Below are 16751 nucleotides of genomic sequence, written 5' to 3'. Positions count from 1 at the left end.
ATCGTCAAAGCCGCTACCGGCGAAGGCAATTGCGCGAGCCGCCGATTTTCTGTATTTCCCGCGCATGACCGACAGCCTGACACACACCGGCCCGTTCCTCGTAGCGGCGCTCTACCATTTCGTTTCCGTACCGCGCTTTGCCAGCCTGCAAGCGCCGCTGCAGACGCTTTGCGAAGAGAACGGCGTCAAGGGAACGCTGCTTCTGGCGCATGAGGGCATCAACGGAACGATCGCGGGACCGGATGCCGGCATTGGCGCCGTGCTCGCCTTCCTGCGTGCCCAGCCGGAATTTTCGAGCCTGGAGCACAAGGAAAGCCGCGCGTCGAAGATGCCTTTCCTGCGCCTGAAGGTGAAGCTGAAAAAGGAAATCGTCACCATGGGCGTCGAAGACATCGACCCCAACAAGGTGGTCGGCACCTATGTGGTGCCTCAGGACTGGAACGCGCTGATTTCCGATCCCGATACGATCGTCATCGATACCCGCAACGATTACGAGACGGCGATCGGCACCTTTCGCGGCGCGATCGACCCGAAGACGAAGACGTTCCGCGAATTTCCGGATTGGGTGCGTCAGAATTCCGGCCTGCACAACAAGCCGAAGATCGCCATGTACTGCACCGGCGGCATACGCTGCGAGAAGGCCACGGCCTTCATGAAGGCTGAGGGCTTCGACGAGGTCTACCATCTGAAGGGCGGCATCCTGAAATATCTGGAGGACGTGCCGCCGGAGGAAAGCCTCTGGGACGGCGCCTGCTTCGTCTTCGATGAGCGTGTGTCCGTCGAACACGGCCTGAAAGAAGGTGAGCACCGGCTGTGCCACGCCTGCCGCAACCCGATCACTTCAGAGGAAATCACCTCGCCGCTCTACGAGGAAGGCGTTTCCTGCAGCCACTGCTATCACACGCGCACGGCGGAAGACCGGCTGCGCTACCGTCAGCGGCAACATCAGATCGCGCTGGCAAGAAAACGCGGCCAGCGGCATATCGGCAGCTGACCCGTTGCCGTTGGACGGGCTTGCTATCCGAAAATGTCGTCGTCAGGCCGCGCCGAGACGGCGCTGGGCCGATGGCTCCGCGGCGCGCAGCTCGTTGAGCATGTCGGTAATTCGCTCGGCCACCATCGGCTTTCCGAACAGATAACCTTGCAGACAGTCGCAGCCGAACAGGCGCATGGCGACTGCCTGCCCCTCGGTCTCGATGCCTTCGGCCGTCACCGGAATATCGAGCGAGCGGGCAAGCGCCACCGTCGCCTGCAGCATTTCGCGCTGGCGTTTGTCCTCGTTGACGCCCATGACCAGCGAGCGGTCGATCTTGATGCGGTCGAAGCCGAACTGCCTGAGATAACCGATCGAGGAGAAGCCGGAACCGAAGTCGTCGAGCGCCACTTTGACCCCCAGCCCCTTCAGCCGTTCGATCGACTGGCGGGTCCGCTGCGGATTCTGGATCATGTAACCTTCGGTAATCTCCAGCGTGATGCGGCTGGCCTCGATCTCCGTCTGCTTCAACACGTAGCGCACATAGTCGGTGAAGGCGGGATTGCGGAACTGTCCGGGCGAGACGTTGACCGAGACATTGAGTTCCGGCCATTGCTTGGCCGTCTCGCAGGCTTTGCGCAGCACAAACAGGCCGAGCGATTCGATGAGGCCGCTGGTCTCGGCGATCGGAATGAATACCTCGGGCGAAACAGGGCCGTGGCCCGGACGGTTCCAGCGCACCAGCGCCTCGACGCCGGTCAGCGCCTGCGTGGCTGCATCGACCAGTGGCTGATAGGCAAGCGTCAGGTCGCCGCTTTCGATGGCGATTCTGAGATCGAGCTCCAGCGCATTGCGCTGCTCGCGGTCCGCATCCATCGACGGATCGTAGAGCGTCATGCGTGCGCGACCGGCCTCCTTCGCCTTATACATGGCAAGATCGGAGCGGCGCACCAGCTCTTCGCGGTCGATTGCGCCGGCAGGCGACATGGCGATGCCGATGCTGGCGCCGACGACGACGACGCGGCGACCGATCTCCAGCGGATCGACCAGAAAATCGAGGATCTGCTCGGAAAGCTGCAGCGCGGCGGCATTCTCGCCGTCCGAGAGAAAGGCGATCGCAAATTCATCGCCGCCGATGCGGGCGAGAACCGCGCCTTGTGGGATCAACACCTTGAGCCCGGCCGCGACCGCGCGGATCAACTGGTCGCCGGTGCCGTGTCCATAGCTGTCATTGACTTCCTTGAAACCGTCGAGGTCGAGATAGAGGAGCAGCACATTGCGCTTGCTCTGGCGGGCTTCGGCGACGAAACGGTCGACGGCCAGCCCGAGACCGTCGCGATTGGAGAGCCCGCTCAGCCTGTCGCGCAGCGCCTCCTCGCGGGCGCTGTTCTCCTCCGCCTTCAGGCGGCGGCCGGCGAGCCAGCCGATGGCCAGCAGCACCACGAAAAACAAGCCGACCAGACCGAGAGCCTCGATGACCATCGGCCGCACCTGCGCATAGGCGATATTCCCCGGTGCGCGCGAGGTCCAGACGAGCTTGCCGAGCGTTGCCCCCATCGGATCGACGATAGGCACGAGATACTCGGCTTCGAAGGTCGGTGGCGCCAGCCGCAGGCCGCCGATGACATAGGTCTGACCGAGCGCGCTCACCCTGTCGTCATCGAGATGCCGGGCGAAAATAAGATAGCGATGTTGACCGGCCGGCACATCGAGTGCCCCGGATTTTTGCCGCACCAGCGCTACGCCGGCAGCGGCAATCCCCCGTTTGGTGCGAACGAAGCTAACGGCCTGAGGCCTATCGGCCGGGCCGGCCGCCTTCACCGTGTCGAGCAGCGTCCAGAGAGACGGCGCGAAGAAATCTGCGAGCGGCTCCTCCATCGGCTTGCCGTCGCGATAGGCTATGATCGACTTCTTCGCGTCATCGATGACGATCGCCATATCGAAAAGCGAGCTATTGACCGACATCTCGCCGTAGTTGCTGACCGTCCACGCCATTCCATCGGCTGCGTAGACGTTGGCGGCGGCATCGTCCCAGGCGGCATAATCGTCGAGCGTCGCACCGAGCTGATCCTCGAAGGTCTTCAACGCGCCGATCGTCGTTTCACGCGAGCGCGCGTCATCAAGGACATTGGCATTTTCAGCCACGCGTTCGATTGCCGTCAGCACCATGATGGTGGCAACCGCAACGATGAAAGCAAAGGAGAAGAGGACAGCCGTGACGGTGATGTGACGGCCTATTCCCGATCCCTTACCCTGCAACCTTCCGAGTATCTGCATTACCGCTCCCTGACCATCGGACTTTGCCAGCCAAGGGTTCAGAAACGTTTAAGCAACCGCCTGTTGCAGATTTTGTCGGTCTATTTTTTTGCCCGCCGCCGGTAGAATTCGCGCTTAGACAGACCGCTGACCCGGCTTATGGTTTCCTTTCGGAAATTGCCCCGCGAGGTCGCGATACCATCTGCCGCTCTTCTTCACCGTGCGCAGCTGCGTTTCGTAATCGACATGGACGAGCCCGAAGCGCATGCGGTAGCCTTCCGCCCATTCGAAATTGTCCATCAGGCTCCAGGCGAAATAGCCGCGCATGGGATAGCCGTCCTTGATGAGATCGGCCACAACGTCGAGATGGTCGCCGAGATAGTCGAGGCGCATCGTGTCGTCGACCTCGCCATCGGCGACATCGGTATTGTCGCAGGCACCGTTCTCCGTGATGTAGCACTCCGGCAGCTCGTAGCGGCGATAAAGGTCCTCGACCAGGAGCTTCAGGCCCGGCGCATAGATTTCCCAGCCGATATCGGTCTTGGCGTCGCTTGCCGGCGGCGCTTTCACGGTCCAGGGAAAATCGCCCTTGCGGTCGGCATCGTCGGCGACGCGCTCGGGCGTGTAATAATTCAGACCCCACCAGTCGAGCGTCTGACTGATGAGCTTCAGGTCGCCGTCCTCGACGACGGGCATGCGGTCACCGAGCGCCTCGACGAATGCCTTGGGATATTCGCCCTTGAAGACCGGATCGAAGAAGGCGCCGTTGTGGAACTCATGCGCGCGCTCGGCGGCAGCAAGATCGGCCGGCCTGGTGGAGCCCGGGATGATCGAGACGGCGTTCAGCACAAGCCCGACGGGCACGTTCGGAGCCTCCGAGCGGATCGCCTCGACACCCAGGCCGTGGGCGAGGTTCATGGTGTGCATGGCGTGAAGGGCGGCCTGCATGTTGCGCTCACCCGGGGCATGGATGCCGTAGAGGTGGCTAAGCCAGACGATGCACCAGGGTTCGTTGAAGGTCGCGACGGCGTCGAGACGATCGCCAAGCCGGCTCATCACCGTCTTGGCATAGCGCTGATAGGCGTAGGCGGTCGAACGCGCCGTCCAGCCGCCGTCACCGGCAAGCAGCAGCGGCAGATCCCAATGGTAGAGCGTCGCGAAGGTCTTGATCCCGCGCGCCTTGCAGCCGTCGACGAGCCGGTCGTAGAAATCGAGGCCGGCCTCGTTCACCAGACCCGCGCCGTCAGGGATGATGCGCGGCCAGGCGATCGAGAAGCGATAGGCCTCGACGCCCATCTCCTTGATAAGATCGAGATCCTGCTCCAGCCGGTTATAGTGATCGCAGGCAACGTCGCCATTATCGCGATTGTGGACGCGCCCGGGCATGTTGCAGAAAGCGTCCCAGATGGACGGCTTGCGGCCGTCGGCCTTGCTCGCACCCTCGATCTGGAAGGCGGCGGTGGCGACGCCAAAGGTGAAATCGCCGGGAAAGCGGTCTGCAAGCGTCTTCGCATCGATCATCTGTAAATTCCCGTCTCTTAGCGTGTGAATGAATCGTTTCGGCTCCGACTTGATGCATGTCGCCCATTGGCGATCGCTTCTTTGATCAGCGGCACAGCGGAGCCTCCCGGCGGTCTTCTGATTGATGCCGTGCGCTTCGAAAGCGTCCTCAGGCTCTCTTGACTATGTTGTATCGCTCGACGGACTGCCTCCGTCGTCGTGGCGCTCCCATGAAAAACCTGGCCTATAACGCATCCTTGATTCGGAAGACAAGGATGCCCCATCAAAGCCTGGGATCAAACATCTGGCGACCACAACAACTTCAATCGCTTCGTGCCGGGCGTAGCCGCCGATCAAGCTGCTTCCCATTCGCTCTGCGGGTGGCGATCATTCTCAACGAACTTAAGGATTTGAAGCAGCTCGAAACTCATTGTATTTGTCGTGTCGACAAGAGGAGTTTTTATGTCCAATATTGACCCTAGCTCTCTTCCGGAACGCAAACGTGGCTCCGGCGTGAAAATGGTCTACGACCTGCTGCGCGATGAGATACTCGACCTGAAGCTCGCCCCCGGCAGCCCCATCGATGAGGTGCAGTTGGCGGAGCGGTTCAAGATGTCGCGCACACCGATCCGCGAAGCGCTGGTCCGCCTGGTCGGTGACGGGCTGATAGAAACGTTGCCGAACCGCTCGACCATGGTGTCGAACATCGATTTTCTCAATCTCAGCACATTCTTCGACGCCCTCGTTCTCATGTATCGGGTAACGACGCGCTTGGCAGCGCAGAACCATCGCCTTGAGGACCTGCCCACTATCCGTCGCTTCCACGAGGAATATTCGGCGGCGATCGATGCGCGCGACACGCTGGCGATGATCGCGACCAACGCCGCCTTCCACGCCGCCATCGCCGAGGCCGGACGCAACCCTTATTTCACCGGGCTTTTTCGCCGGCTGCTCGATGAAGGCCGGCGCATTCTCCGCCTTTACTACCAGTCCTACGACGAACATTTTCCGCAGCAGTTCGTCGATGAACATGCCGAGATAATTGCCGCGATCGAGGCCCGTGATGTCGAGAAGGCCGATCGTCTGGGCAAAATTCACGCCGAACAGATTGTCGCCCAGGTGCAGAAGCTTTTCAGCCGCAACGGCAAGCTCGACATAGCGCTATAGTTCTTGTATTTTTCTTGTCGACAAATAGAACACAAGATGTTATCTCCATCATCGAACGGGTTGGCGACCTCTGCTGGTCGGCCTTCTCACCGAGCCGCTGAAGGAGATCGACATGAAGGCAAAATTTTTTTCCGGCGTCATTCCCGCCCTGATGACGCCTTGCAGGGACGACCGCACGCCAGACTTCGACGCGCTGGTGCGCAAGGGCAAGGAACTGATCGAAAAGGGCATGTCCGCCGTCGTCTATTGCGGCTCGATGGGTGACTGGCCGCTGCTGACGGACGAACAGCGCATGCAGGGCGTTGAGCGACTGGTCAAGGCCGGCATTCCGGTCATCGTCGGCACGGGCGCCGTCAACACCGCTTCGGCTGTCGCGCATGCTGCGCATGCCCAGAAGGTAGGCGCCCAGGGTCTGATGGTGATCCCGCGCGTCCTGTCGCGCGGCACGGTCGTCGCCGCCCAGAAGAACCACTTCAAGGCGATCCTTTCGGCCGCTCCGAACCTGCCGGCCGTCATCTACAACAGCCCCTATTACGGCTTTGCCACCCGCGCCGACCTGTTCTTCGCGCTGCGCCAGGATCACAAGAACCTCGTCGGCTTCAAGGAATTCGGCGGCGCGGCCGACATGCGCTATGCGGCCGAAAACATCACCAGCCGCGACGATGACGTTTCGCTGATGATCGGCGTCGACACCTGCGTCTTCCACGGCTTCGTCAATTGCGGCGCTGTCGGCGCAATCACCGGCATCGGCTGCGTGCTGCCGAAGGAAGTCATCCACATGTGCAAGCTCGCCCAGGCTGCGGCTGCCGGCGATCCGGATGCCCGCCAGCGCGCGCTGGAACTGGAATCGGCGCTTGCGGTGCTCTCCTCCTTCGACGAGGGCCCGGACCTGGTTCTCTACTTCAAGCACATGATGGTGCTGAAGGGCGACCAGGAATACACGCTGCACTTCAACGAGACAGACGTGCTTTCCGAAAGCCAGCGCGGCTATGTCGAAGCCCAGCTGAAGCTGTTTGACACCTGGTACGCCGAGTGGAGCAAGCTGCCGGGCGCCGTGCAAAAGTATAAAGCCGCTGCATAATCCATCGATCTAAGCTGAAGGCCCTCCTCGCGGAGGGCCTTTTGTTTGTAAACCGGTGCAAAAGACGACGTCGTCACGAGACCGCTTCGAGACCTTTTTCGAAAAGACGGTCAAGCAGCTCCAACTCGGCGGCCGTCAGTACGACACCTTCCGTCTCGGATTTCTGGCGGGCGACGAAACGGCGCTGCGAAGGCAGGCGGGCGCCGCTGCCGACGATCGCCTCGAAAAGTACCTCGGCCCGGGCGAAGGGATCGCCGGGGCGGCCGGCGGCGAAGGCTTGCGGCGACATCGCGATGATGAGTTCGCCGTGGAAGGGGGCAAGTGTCGTCGTGCCGAGATAGTCGAGCACCTCGGGGCTCGTGAGATCACCGATCATGATGCCGGCGAGCAGTTCGATCATCGTGCCGATGGCCGATCCCTTGTGTCCGCCGAAGGGCAGCATGGCGCCGGCAAGGGCGGCTTCCGGATCAGTCGTCGGATTGCCGTCGGCATCGATCGCCCAGCCCTCGGGAAGCTGCTTGCCGGCGCGGCGGTGCAGCTCGATTTCTCCGCGGGCGGCGACGGAGGTCGCAAAGTCGAAAACGTATGGCGACGTGTCCTTGCGCGGCCAGCCGAAGGCGAAGGGGTTCGTGCCGAGCAGCGGCTTGTTGCCGCCGGCGGGCGCGACGGTCGCATAACTCGGGCACATGACGAGGCCGGCAAGGCCCTCTTTGGTCACCGCCTCCACCTCCGGCCAAAGCGCGGAGAAGTGGCTGCACTCGTTGATGACGAGGGCGGCAATGCCGAGTTTGCGTGTGCGTTCGGCCAGCGCCGGCACGCCGAGTTCGAAGGCCGCATTGGCAAAGCCGCCATTGGCATTGACCTTGACGATGGCCGACCCGTCGTTGAGGTCCAGTTCCGGCATCGCGTCCGGCTTCACCTTGCCTGATTTGACGGTGCGCAGAGCGCCCTCGATGCGGTAGATGCCGTGCGATTTGCAGGCGTCGCGCTCACCGGCGACGATGACCCGGGCAAGCGCCCCGGCCTGGACGGCATTGAGGCCGGCCTTGCTGAAGATGGCTTTGACACGGGCATGCAGGTCGGCAATCGTCAGGGTGGTCTTCGTCATGCTGCGTTTCTCCGCGGCGAGGTTTCATGGGACGTTGATTTATCCTGCATACATATAGTATGCAAGATTTTGACTCCAGCAATCGCCCGTTGGCAAATTTGGCAGGTCACTCCAGTTCCACGAGAAAGGGTACGTCGAATGGCTTTCACTCCCAAGGGTAAACATCTGGTCGCCGGCGCATGGTTGCAAGGTGACGGCACCTTCACCTCGGCGCCCGCCTTTGGCCCGGCACATGCCTTCGCCGTTGGCACGGTAGCGCTTGTAAACCGCGCCGCGGAAGCCGCGGAAGAAGCCTTCCTCAGCTACGGCTATTCCTCGCGTGCGACCCGCGCCGCGTTCCTGCGCGCCATCGCCGACGAGATAGAGGCCCGTCGGGACGCCATCACCGAAATCGGCACGCAGGAGACCGGCCTGCCGGTCGCGCGCCTGGAGGGCGAGCGCGGCCGCACGACCGGTCAGCTTCGCCTCTTCGCCGACCATATCGAGAAAGGCGACTATCTCGACCGCCGCTTTGACGCCGCCCTCCCCGACCGCCAGCCGCTGCCGCGCCCAGAAATCCGACTGGTCCAGCGGCCGATCGGCCCGGTCGCCGTGTTCGGCGCCTCGAACTTTCCCCTCGCCTTTTCGACGGCAGGCGGCGACACGGCAGCTGCGCTTGCGGCCGGCTGCCCCGTCGTGGTGAAGGGTCACTCCGCCCATCCGGGCACGGGTGAGATCATTGCCGACGCCCTCGAGGCCGCGATCGGCAAAACCGGCGTGCATCCGGGCGTCTTCTCCCTCATCCAGGGCGGCAACCGCCAGGTCGGCGAGGCGCTGGTGCAGCATCCGCTGATCAAGGCCGTCGGCTTCACCGGGTCGCTCGCCGGCGGCCGCGCCCTCTTCAACCTTTGCGCCGCGCGTGCGGAACCGATCCCCTTCTTCGGTGAACTCGGCTCGGTCAATCCGATGTTCCTGCTGCCCGAAGCCATGAAGGCCCGCGCCGAAGGCCTCGGCCAGGGCTGGGCGGGCTCGCTCACCATGGGCGCCGGCCAGTTCTGCACCAATCCGGGCATTGCCGTCATCACGGACGGCGCCGACGCCGACCGCTTCACCGCCGCTGCCGTGGAAGCACTCGGCAAGGTCGGTCCGCAGACCATGCTGACCGACGGCATCGCGAAGGCCTATCAGAACGGCCAGGCGCGCTTTGAGAGCCGCAACACGGTAAAGCCGCTGCTGACGACCGAATCCAGCGGCCGCAATGCGCTGCCGAACCTCTTCGAGATCTCCGGTGAGCAATTCCTCGCCGACCATGCGCTGTCGGAAGAAGTCTTCGGCCCGCTCGGCCTCGTTGTGCGCGTCGGCTCGGTCAGCGAGATGGAAACCCTGGCCCGCAACTTCGAGGGCCAGCTCACCGCGACCATCCATATGGATGCCGGCGACCTTGCCGATGCCAGGCGCCTGCGCCCCATCCTTGAACGCAAGGCCGGGCGCCTGCTCGTCAACGGCTTTCCGACGGGCGTGGAGGTGGTGGACTCCATGGTGCATGGCGGCCCCTACCCGGCCTCGACGAACTTCGGCGCCACGAGCGTCGGCACGATGTCGATCCGCCGCTTCCTGCGACCGGTTTCCTATCAGAACATGCCTGAAGGCCTGTTGCCGGACGAACTCCTCGACTAAACTCAGGGCTCTAAAACATGGTCGAGGCTGAGATTGAACACAGTACCGTCGTAATCGGCGCCGGTATCATCGGCCTGTCGGCCGCGATCGCCGCACAGTCTCGAGGCCTTCGGGTCATCGTGCTCGAGCGGGAAGCGCCGGCGGCGGGCGCTTCTGCAGGCAACGCCGGCGCTTTCGCTTTTACCGACATATACCGGCCTCATTCACGCTAGCCGCCAAACGGCAATGGTGCCTATATGGCCAGCGTCGTATTGCCCTGTACCAGTTCCAGCCGGGCTTGCCAAAAATCCGGCATGGGCTCTGCCTCCGTCATCTGCAACAGCGCCTGTGCGGCCTTCTCTCCGATTTCCGTGCGGGGCACATCGATCGTGGTGAGCCGCGTTCGGACCGCATTGGCGAGCGATGTGCCGTTGAAGCCGACCGCGGAAATCCGCTCGGGCACCGGAAGCCCGGCTTGATGCAGGTAGGAAAGCCCGCCCAGCGCCATGGCGTCGTTGAGGAAATGGATGCCATCGATTTCAGGATGCATCCGCATGAGTTGCTCCGTCAGGAAGCGTCCGGTGGCTGCTTGCCGCGGCCTGTCTTCGCAGGTCACGCTGACGAGATCGATGCCGGCGGCCGCAAGCGATGATTTCAACGCGAGATGACGCCGGCGGGCGCTGAGGTCCTTGTCGAGTTCGGCGCCTACATAGGCGATACGCCTCAGGCCGCGATCGAGGAAATGTTTGGCAACCAGGCGCCCCGCGTTCTCATGCGATGGACCGGCACTGAAATCCAGCGCATGCCTGTCGCAATCCCAAAGCTGGATTGCCGGGCAATTCCGTCGCGCCAGAAGCGCTTCCGCATCAACACTCCTTGCCATGCCGCCGTTCAGCAACAGCCCGGCCGGCTGGAACGACAGCATTGCCCGGATCAGGTCCGCTTCGACGGAGGGATCAAATTGCGACTCTCCGATGAATGTCTGGAACCCCCTTGGCCTGAGTATGGCGTTGACCCCGCTGAGGACTTCCGCATAGACGATGTCGCTGATCGAGGGGATGATGACCGCCACGATCCGGCTTCTGCGCGAACTCAGTGTACCGGCGAGGCTGTTGGGCAGGTATCCAAGCTCGTGCGCCGCCTGCCTCACCCTCTGCCGTGTTTCCTCCGAAATGTTGCCTACCTCCCGCAACACCTTCGAGACAGTCATTTTGCTCACCCCCGCCTTGGCGGCCACTTCAGCTAGGGTGACGGTCTTCGGGCGCTCTGAAGCCACGATTTTCTCCCGCTCTTCGATACTTATGAATTCGCTTGACGCAGCATTATGTTATCGATAACTTTGCGCAAGGTTAGCGATAACCTTAAAGCTGGCAGCATGCAATCTCAAGTCCTTCCGAAAGCCGCCCGGTCGGCGCGATGGAAGGCTCTTATGCTGGCGATGGGAGGTACGGCACACGGGGTTCGCAAGGCTTCGAAGCAGAAGCGAGCGAAAGCGTGACCGTTTGAAATCATCCAGAGGAGGAAGGTCAATGAAGTTTTCAAATAGCATCCGAACCGCACTCGCCGCGATCGGGATCGTCGCGGCCGGCTTGGCGTCTGCTGTCGAGGCGCATGCCGTCACGCTGAACGATATCATCTCGCGCGGCACCGTCCGTATCGGCGTCCTGACCGGCGCGCCGCCCATGGGAATGGTCGATGAAAAGGGCAACCCCACCGGCTACGACGTCGACGTCGCGAACCTGATCGGGGGCTATCTGTCGCTGCCGGTCGAGCTTGTGCCGTTAACGCCGCCGGCCCGCATTCCTGCCTTGCAGACCGGTAAGGTCGACTTCCTCGTCGCCACCCTGGCGCCGACGGGAGAGCGCGCCAAGACCGTGATGTTCACACAACCCTACAGCGCCTTCAACATGGACATTATCTCCGGTCCCGACCAGAAATTTGCCAAGCTTGCCGATCTCGAAGGCAAGCGCGTTGCCGCCAACCGGGGTTCGTCGCAGGAAACAGCGCTCCGCAAGGCTGCGATCCCAGGTCTGGAAATCGTTGTTTACGAAGATGATTCCACAAGCGCGCAGGCGCTGATCGCCGGCCAGGTTGATGCCGTCGCGCTGCCCTCGACGGTTGGCGATGCGATAATCAAGCAGCGCCCGGATGCCGGCCTGCAGGTCGGCTTCACTTTCTTCCAGCAGGGAAACTCGATGGCCACCAAGCTGGACGATTTCGAGCTGCGCCAATGGCTCAACACCGCTATCTACCTGATGAAGATCTCCGGCGATCTCGACAAGATTGCGACCAAGTGGACCGGCCGGCCGATGCCGACGCTGCCGACGTTCTGACCGCAGTTCTCGAGGATCCGCCGGCCAATGCTCCGGCGGATTTCCCATAACCACGGAGTCCTCATGTCCTACACATTTCAGTTCGGCGTGCTGGCCCAATACCAGGAGCAGATCTTCAGCGGTATCTGGCTGACGATCAAACTGTCGGTGCTGTCGATCATTCTCGGCTGCGCTGCCGGCATCGCGCTTGCCTCGGTACGCTCCATCTGGGGCGGTGTGGTCCGCCTTCTCGTCGATGCCTATGTCGAGATCATCCGCAATACGCCCTTCCTGGTCCAGCTGTTCATCGTTTATTTCGGCCTGCCGGGCCTCGGCCTGCGCGTCGGCGCCGATACGGCTGCGCTGATCGGCATGACAATCAACCTTGCCGCCTATTCGACGGAGATCATTCGGGCCGGCATCGAGGCAGTCCACAAGTCGCAGATCGAGGCCGGCGAGGCCTTGGGGCTTACGCGCTTCCAAATCTATCGCCATGTCATCATCGTGCCGGCGATCGCCAAGGTCTATCCGGCGCTGTGCAGCCAATTCGTGCTGATGATGCTGGCCTCCAGCATTTGCTCAGCCATCTCGACCCAGGAACTCGCCGCCTCGGCTGCCTTCATCGAATCGCAGACCTACCGGTCCTTCGAAATCTATATTGCGGTCACGCTGATCTATCTTGCCCTGGCGCTGGCACTACGCGCCGCCCTCGCCCTGATCGGCATGTGGCTTTTCGGCCGTCGTGTCGCCCGGCGAGCGATGACGGCGCTTCCGGAGGTGCAGGCATGACCCTCACGACCTTTGGTGCCGATCAGTTCGGCTTTCTTCTTCTATCGCTGCAATGGACGCTCCTGCTGACGGTTATCGCGCTGATCGGCGGCGGTCTGCTGGGCTTTGCCGTTGCGCTGGCCCGGACGGCACAGCCGAAACCCGTGCGAATTGCGGCAGCCACCTACATCCAGATCATCCAGGGCATTCCGGTGCTGATGATCCTGTTCCTCTCCTATTACGGTCTCAGCCTCGCCGGCTTGGAACTGCCGCCCCTCTTCGCGGCAGGAGCGTCTATGACGATTTACGCCTCCGGCTATCTTGCGGAAATCTGGCGGGGCTGCATCCAGGCGGTGCCGAAGCCGCAATGGGAGGCTTCGGAATCCCTCGCCATGACCAGATTGCAGCAATACCGCTATGTGATCCTGCCGCAGGCCATGCGCATTTCCTTGCCGCCGACCGTCGGTTTTGCCGTCCAGGTGGTGAAGAACACCTCGATCGCCTCGATCATCGGCTTCGTCGAGCTTGCCCGCGCCGGGCAGCTCATCAACAACGCGACGTTCCAGCCATTCCGCGTCTTCCTCGTGGTCGCCGCGCTTTATTTCGTCGTCTGTTACCCATTGTCCCAGCTCTCGCGCTTGCTGGAAAGGAGGCTTCATGCCGGAAGTAGTCGTTGAAAACGTCCACAAGAGCTTTGGTGCTCTCGAAGTCCTCAAGGGAGTATCTCTGACGGTCGGCCGCGGGGAAGTCTTTGCGCTGATCGGCCGTTCGGGCTCGGGCAAAAGTACGCTTCTGCGCTGCATGAACGGCCTGGAAAAGATCAATTCCGGCCGCATCGAAATTGCCGGCCATACACTCGGGCACGACGCAAAGGCGCTTCGCAAGCTCCGCACCGATGTCGGCATCGTCTTCCAGAGCTACAATCTCTTTCCGCATTTGACGGTGGGCGAGAACATCATGCTGGCGCCGAGGATCGTCAAGGACGTTGCGAAGGCGAAGGCCCGCGAGGTTGCCCACGAGGTACTTAAGCTCGTCGGCTTGTCAGAAAAGTTCGACTCCTACCCGGACCAGCTTTCCGGCGGCCAGCAGCAACGCGTCGCCATCGCCCGCTCGCTCGCGATGCGGCCGAAGGTCATGCTCTTCGACGAAGTGACATCGGCGCTCGATCCGGAGCTCACCGAAGAAGTGCTCACGGTGATGGAACAGCTCGCCCGCGATGGCATGACAATGATCCTCGTGACGCATGAAATGGCTTTTGCCCGGCGCGTCGCGACGCAGACGATCTTCATGCACAAGGGAAAAATCTGGGAACGGGGACCGTCTGCAGCGCTCTTCGCCGATCCACAGACACCGGAACTGCGGCAGTTCGTAAAATCCGACGTCAAATAACGGATTTTGCACCTTGTCGTCCGGCCATGAGTTGCGGCGACGCCTGTTTACGTGGCAGGCATCGCCAACCGGCGTGCGGGCGGGATAAAAGCCTGCGATGACGGGCGCGGAGGAACGGGCCTGGGATCGAAGGAGAATATTCAGTGCACTCCCGCAGAGAGTTCCTGATCATGGCCGCCGGTGCCGGCGCACTTGTGTCGGTCGACGTTCCCGCGTTCGCGCAAGAGGATACAGAACATGTGAAGCGGGCAACCGCGATTACGCAGGTCTTCGGCGACGGCGCCAGGCTGACGGCGGTAGCTGTCGAATATGATGCAGCTGTTGACGGAACGGGCCTGTCTCCCGACACTTTCCGGGTCGAGGGCCGCACGGTGACCGGCGTCTTCACGAGCGCCTCCGCCGATCCGGCCGGCCGGGCGGATGCCGGCCGTTTCGTGATCGTCACGCTCTCACCTGATGATGCGAAGGCCGGTCTGGCCACGAAGATCGTAGCCCGCTCTTGATGCCGTACCGTTCGGTACCGTGCCAGTCGTGTAGCCGGAAAACAAAGTGGAAAAACCGCAACGTTACAGCAGTCTGTGAAGCGGCGCGTCTGCAGCATCCTGTCGCCGTGACCCGCCGGACTCTCCGACGCTGACCGCTCTCATAACGTGAACGTCAGAAGTCGTGACTTGCCGCCGCGCCCGCGATCACCGACACAGCCAAGACATCGCAAACATGAAAGGAATCCGATGCTGTCTTCGATCCATTTGCTGCAGCCGCATCTGCTGAGCCTGCTGCGCGTCGTCTCGTCACTGGTGCTGTTCAGCTACGGAACGCAGAAGATCCTGCATTTTCCGGCTGCGGCAAGCGTGCCGCCGATGGGCTCGCTCTCCTGGATTGCCGGGCTGATCGAACTCACCCTCGGCTTCCTGGTCCTGGTCGGATTCCAGACCCGCATCGCAGCCTTCGTGCTTTCGGGCCTGATGGCCTTCGCCTATTTCATCGGCCATGCGGGAAAGAGCTTTTATCCCGCGCAGAATGGTGGCGTCGCAGCGATCCTGTTCTGCTTCGTATTTCTTTACCTGGTGGCGGCAGGTGCCGGGCCGCTCAGCGTCGACAGCCTGATGAAGCGCAACCGCGCTTCGGCCTGACGAATGACGGATAAGCCGAGGCGGCCAATGGCCGCCTCGGCATTTTCCCGGGCTCCGCGCCATTCCAGGCGCGGATCGCCAAGCTCAGAGCTTGACCCAGGCGCCGTTTTTCTTGGACGAGGCGACACAGGCCTCGACGAAGGCGACACCTTTCACCCCGTCGTCGACCGTGGGATAGACCACCGCCTTGTCGACCGCCTTGCCCTTCTTGCGCGCATTGATCGCATGCGCGGCTTCCGTATAGATCGTCGCGAACGCCTCGAGATAACCTTCCGGATGCCCTGATGGCACGCGCGTAACGCGGCCGGCGGCCGCTCCGGCGCCGGCGCCGCCGCGGGTGATCAGCCGCTTCGGCTCGCCGAAGGGCGTGTACCAGAGGTAATTCGGATCCTTCTGCGTCCATTCCAGCCCGCCCTTCGTGCCGTAGACGCGCACCATCAGGCCGTTCTCATGGCCGGGCGCAACCTGGCTGCACCAGAGCATGCCCTTGGCCGGCTTCTCCGAGCCCTTCGCCTTGAAGCGCAGCATGACATGGGCGTTATCGTCCAGCCGCCGGCCGGGCACGAAACTGTCGAGATCGGCGGCCAGGCTGTCGAGTTCCAGGCCAGTGATGAAGGAGGCGAGATTATAGGCATGCGTGCCGATATCGCCTGTGGAGCCGCCGACGCCGGACTGGGCCGGATCGGTGCGCCAGGCGGCCTGTTTCTGGCCGGTCTGCTCGACCGCCTCGGTCAGCCAGTCCTGCGGATATTCGGCCTGGACGACTCTGATATCGCCGAGTTCGCCGTTCGCGATCATCTCGCGCGCCTGGCGGACCATCGGATAACCCGTATAATTATGCGTCAGCACGAAGAGCGCGCCGTTTTCGTCGGCGACCTTTTTCAGCTTCTTGGCATCAGCAAGGTTCGACGTCAGCGGCTTGTCGCAGATGACGTGAATGCCGCGCTTCAGGAATTCCTTGGCTGCGTCGTAATGCACGTGGTTCGGCGTGACGATCGCCACCGCCTCGATGCCGTTCTTCAGCTTCGCCTCGCGGATCGCCATCTCGCGGTAGCTGGAATAGGTCCTGGACGGGTCGAGGCCGAGATCGCGGCCCGACTGTACCGCCTTGTCAGGCGTCGACGACAGCGCCCCGGCGATAAGGTCGTACTGATCGTCGATGCGCGCCGCGATGCGGTGCACCGCACCGATGAACGCGCCGGCGCCGCCGCCCACCATGCCGAGCCGGATGCGCGGCTCGCGGGTCTGTTCGGATGATGCTTCGATTGCCATTCTTGTCCTCCTGGAATTTAAACTCATGCGGATGCGCCCCTCATCCGGCTGCCGCCACCTTCTCCCCGCCCGCGGGGAGAAGGGGATTTGCCGCACCGTCTCCGTCCCGCTCCAACATTTCGTGGGGCAAGTCCCCTCTCCCCGTCAGAACGGGGAG

Annotated in this window: 15 protein-coding genes and 2 pseudogenes; 11 read left to right on the top strand and 6 right to left on the bottom strand. The window is 62.3% G+C overall.

Annotated features, from left to right (window positions below; translation table 11 throughout):
- The first annotated feature begins 64 nt into the window (after positions 1–64).
- A complete protein-coding gene (locus CO671_RS00420; RefSeq protein ID WP_097603886.1) occupies positions 65–994 on the top strand; it encodes a rhodanese-related sulfurtransferase in 930 nt (309 codons plus the stop codon).
- A 42-nt stretch (positions 995–1036) separates the two neighbouring features.
- On the opposite strand, the gene CO671_RS00415 is transcribed toward CO671_RS00420, so the two are convergent.
- The 3 genes and pseudogenes from CO671_RS00415 to CO671_RS00405 form a co-directional block, all read right to left on the bottom strand.
- Complete coding sequence (locus tag CO671_RS00415) at positions 1037–3250, bottom strand: EAL domain-containing protein (protein ID WP_097603885.1); 2214 nt, start codon at positions 3248–3250, stop codon at positions 1037–1039.
- A 114-nt stretch (positions 3251–3364) separates the two neighbouring features.
- Positions 3365–4750 (bottom strand): GH1 family beta-glucosidase, encoded by a 1386-nt coding sequence (locus CO671_RS00410; RefSeq protein ID WP_097604071.1) that lies wholly within the window; start codon positions 4748–4750, stop codon positions 3365–3367.
- 111 nt (positions 4751–4861) lie between these two features.
- Positions 4862–4977: pseudogene (locus tag CO671_RS00405) on the bottom strand (IS481 family transposase); the annotation flags it as partial.
- A 214-nt stretch (positions 4978–5191) separates the two neighbouring features.
- Between CO671_RS00405 and CO671_RS00400 the strand changes: the two are divergent.
- Both CO671_RS00400 and CO671_RS00395 read left to right on the top strand, forming a co-directional pair.
- Positions 5192–5896 (top strand): GntR family transcriptional regulator, encoded by a 705-nt coding sequence (locus tag CO671_RS00400; RefSeq protein WP_097603884.1) that lies wholly within the window; start codon positions 5192–5194, stop codon positions 5894–5896.
- Positions 5897–6008: 112 nt separating this feature from the next.
- Positions 6009–6977: a dihydrodipicolinate synthase family protein gene (locus CO671_RS00395; protein ID WP_097603883.1), complete on the top strand. Its 969-nt coding sequence runs from the start codon at positions 6009–6011 to the stop codon at positions 6975–6977.
- A 73-nt stretch (positions 6978–7050) separates the two neighbouring features.
- Here CO671_RS00395 and CO671_RS00390 read toward each other — a convergent pair whose 3' ends face one another.
- Entirely contained in the window at positions 7051–8085 is a 1035-nt protein-coding gene (locus CO671_RS00390; protein ID WP_097603882.1) for an Ldh family oxidoreductase, read from the bottom strand.
- A gap of 138 nt (positions 8086–8223) precedes the next feature.
- Here CO671_RS00390 and CO671_RS00385 point away from each other — a divergent pair, with 138 nt between their 5' ends.
- Positions 8224–9741: an aldehyde dehydrogenase (NADP(+)) gene (locus CO671_RS00385; RefSeq protein WP_097603881.1), complete on the top strand. Its 1518-nt coding sequence runs from the start codon at positions 8224–8226 to the stop codon at positions 9739–9741.
- 17 nt (positions 9742–9758) lie between these two features.
- Positions 9759–9932: pseudogene (locus CO671_RS00380) on the top strand (FAD-dependent oxidoreductase); the annotation flags it as partial.
- A 41-nt stretch (positions 9933–9973) separates the two neighbouring features.
- On the opposite strand, the gene CO671_RS00375 reads toward CO671_RS00380, so the two are convergent.
- On the bottom strand, positions 9974–10957 hold the full coding sequence (locus tag CO671_RS00375; RefSeq protein ID WP_245424934.1) for a LacI family DNA-binding transcriptional regulator: 984 nt from the start codon (positions 10955–10957) through the stop codon (positions 9974–9976).
- Between the two features lie 292 nt (positions 10958–11249).
- Here CO671_RS00375 and CO671_RS00370 point away from each other — a divergent pair, with 292 nt between their 5' ends.
- The 6 genes from CO671_RS00370 (at position 11250) to CO671_RS00345 (ending at position 15322) form a co-directional block, all read left to right on the top strand.
- On the top strand, positions 11250–12053 hold the full coding sequence (locus CO671_RS00370) for a transporter substrate-binding domain-containing protein (RefSeq protein WP_097603879.1): 804 nt from the start codon (positions 11250–11252) through the stop codon (positions 12051–12053).
- A gap of 63 nt (positions 12054–12116) precedes the next feature.
- Positions 12117–12821 (top strand): amino acid ABC transporter permease, encoded by a 705-nt coding sequence (locus CO671_RS00365; protein ID WP_097603878.1) that lies wholly within the window; start codon positions 12117–12119, stop codon positions 12819–12821.
- Positions 12818–13477 carry an amino acid ABC transporter permease gene (locus tag CO671_RS00360; RefSeq protein WP_097603877.1) on the top strand — a complete coding sequence of 220 codons (660 nt, stop codon included), beginning with the start codon at positions 12818–12820 and terminating at the stop codon, positions 13475–13477. Before CO671_RS00365 ends, CO671_RS00360 begins: the two co-directional genes overlap by 4 nt.
- Complete coding sequence (locus CO671_RS00355) at positions 13458–14189, top strand: amino acid ABC transporter ATP-binding protein (RefSeq protein ID WP_097603876.1); 732 nt, start codon at positions 13458–13460, stop codon at positions 14187–14189. Before CO671_RS00360 ends, CO671_RS00355 begins: the two co-directional genes overlap by 20 nt.
- A 143-nt stretch (positions 14190–14332) precedes the next feature.
- Positions 14333–14692, top strand: coding sequence for a hypothetical protein (locus tag CO671_RS00350; RefSeq protein ID WP_141514438.1), 360 nt, complete (start codon positions 14333–14335; stop codon positions 14690–14692).
- 228 nt (positions 14693–14920) lie between these two features.
- Positions 14921–15322: a DoxX family protein gene (locus CO671_RS00345; RefSeq protein ID WP_097603874.1), complete on the top strand. Its 402-nt coding sequence runs from the start codon at positions 14921–14923 to the stop codon at positions 15320–15322.
- An 84-nt stretch (positions 15323–15406) separates the two neighbouring features.
- On the opposite strand, the gene CO671_RS00340 is transcribed toward CO671_RS00345, so the two are convergent.
- Entirely contained in the window at positions 15407–16594 is a 1188-nt protein-coding gene (locus CO671_RS00340; protein ID WP_097603873.1) for a Gfo/Idh/MocA family oxidoreductase, read from the bottom strand.
- Positions 16595–16751 lie beyond the last annotated feature (157 nt).

The sequence above is a fragment of the Rhizobium sp. M10 genome, assembly GCF_002531955.1.
Taxonomy (GTDB): Bacteria; Pseudomonadota; Alphaproteobacteria; order Rhizobiales; family Rhizobiaceae; genus Rhizobium; species Rhizobium etli_C.
This window is presented reverse-complemented; position numbering and strand designations above follow the sequence as displayed.

Bases quoted from the DNA above. Each gene is read 5' to 3' on its own strand.
- CO671_RS00415 (WP_097603885.1), bottom strand. From the start codon at position 3,250: ATGCAGATACTCGGAAGGTTGCAGGGTAAGGGATCGGGAATAGGCCGT.
- CO671_RS00395 (WP_097603883.1), top strand. From the start codon at position 6,009: ATGAAGGCAAAATTTTTTTCCGGCGTCATTCCCGCCCTGATGACGCCT.
- CO671_RS00345 (WP_097603874.1), top strand. From the start codon at position 14,921: ATGCTGTCTTCGATCCATTTGCTGCAGCCGCATCTGCTGAGCCTGCTG.
- CO671_RS00420 (WP_097603886.1), top strand. From the start codon at position 65: ATGACCGACAGCCTGACACACACCGGCCCGTTCCTCGTAGCGGCGCTC.
- CO671_RS00340 (WP_097603873.1), bottom strand. From the start codon at position 16,594: ATGGCAATCGAAGCATCATCCGAACAGACCCGCGAGCCGCGCATCCGG.
- CO671_RS00410 (WP_097604071.1), bottom strand. From the start codon at position 4,750: ATGATCGATGCGAAGACGCTTGCAGACCGCTTTCCCGGCGATTTCACC.
- CO671_RS00360 (WP_097603877.1), top strand. From the start codon at position 12,818: ATGACCCTCACGACCTTTGGTGCCGATCAGTTCGGCTTTCTTCTTCTA.
- CO671_RS00365 (WP_097603878.1), top strand. From the start codon at position 12,117: ATGTCCTACACATTTCAGTTCGGCGTGCTGGCCCAATACCAGGAGCAG.
- CO671_RS00355 (WP_097603876.1), top strand. From the start codon at position 13,458: ATGCCGGAAGTAGTCGTTGAAAACGTCCACAAGAGCTTTGGTGCTCTC.
- CO671_RS00400 (WP_097603884.1), top strand. From the start codon at position 5,192: ATGTCCAATATTGACCCTAGCTCTCTTCCGGAACGCAAACGTGGCTCC.
- CO671_RS00385 (WP_097603881.1), top strand. From the start codon at position 8,224: ATGGCTTTCACTCCCAAGGGTAAACATCTGGTCGCCGGCGCATGGTTG.
- CO671_RS00390 (WP_097603882.1), bottom strand. From the start codon at position 8,085: ATGACGAAGACCACCCTGACGATTGCCGACCTGCATGCCCGTGTCAAA.
- CO671_RS00370 (WP_097603879.1), top strand. From the start codon at position 11,250: ATGAAGTTTTCAAATAGCATCCGAACCGCACTCGCCGCGATCGGGATC.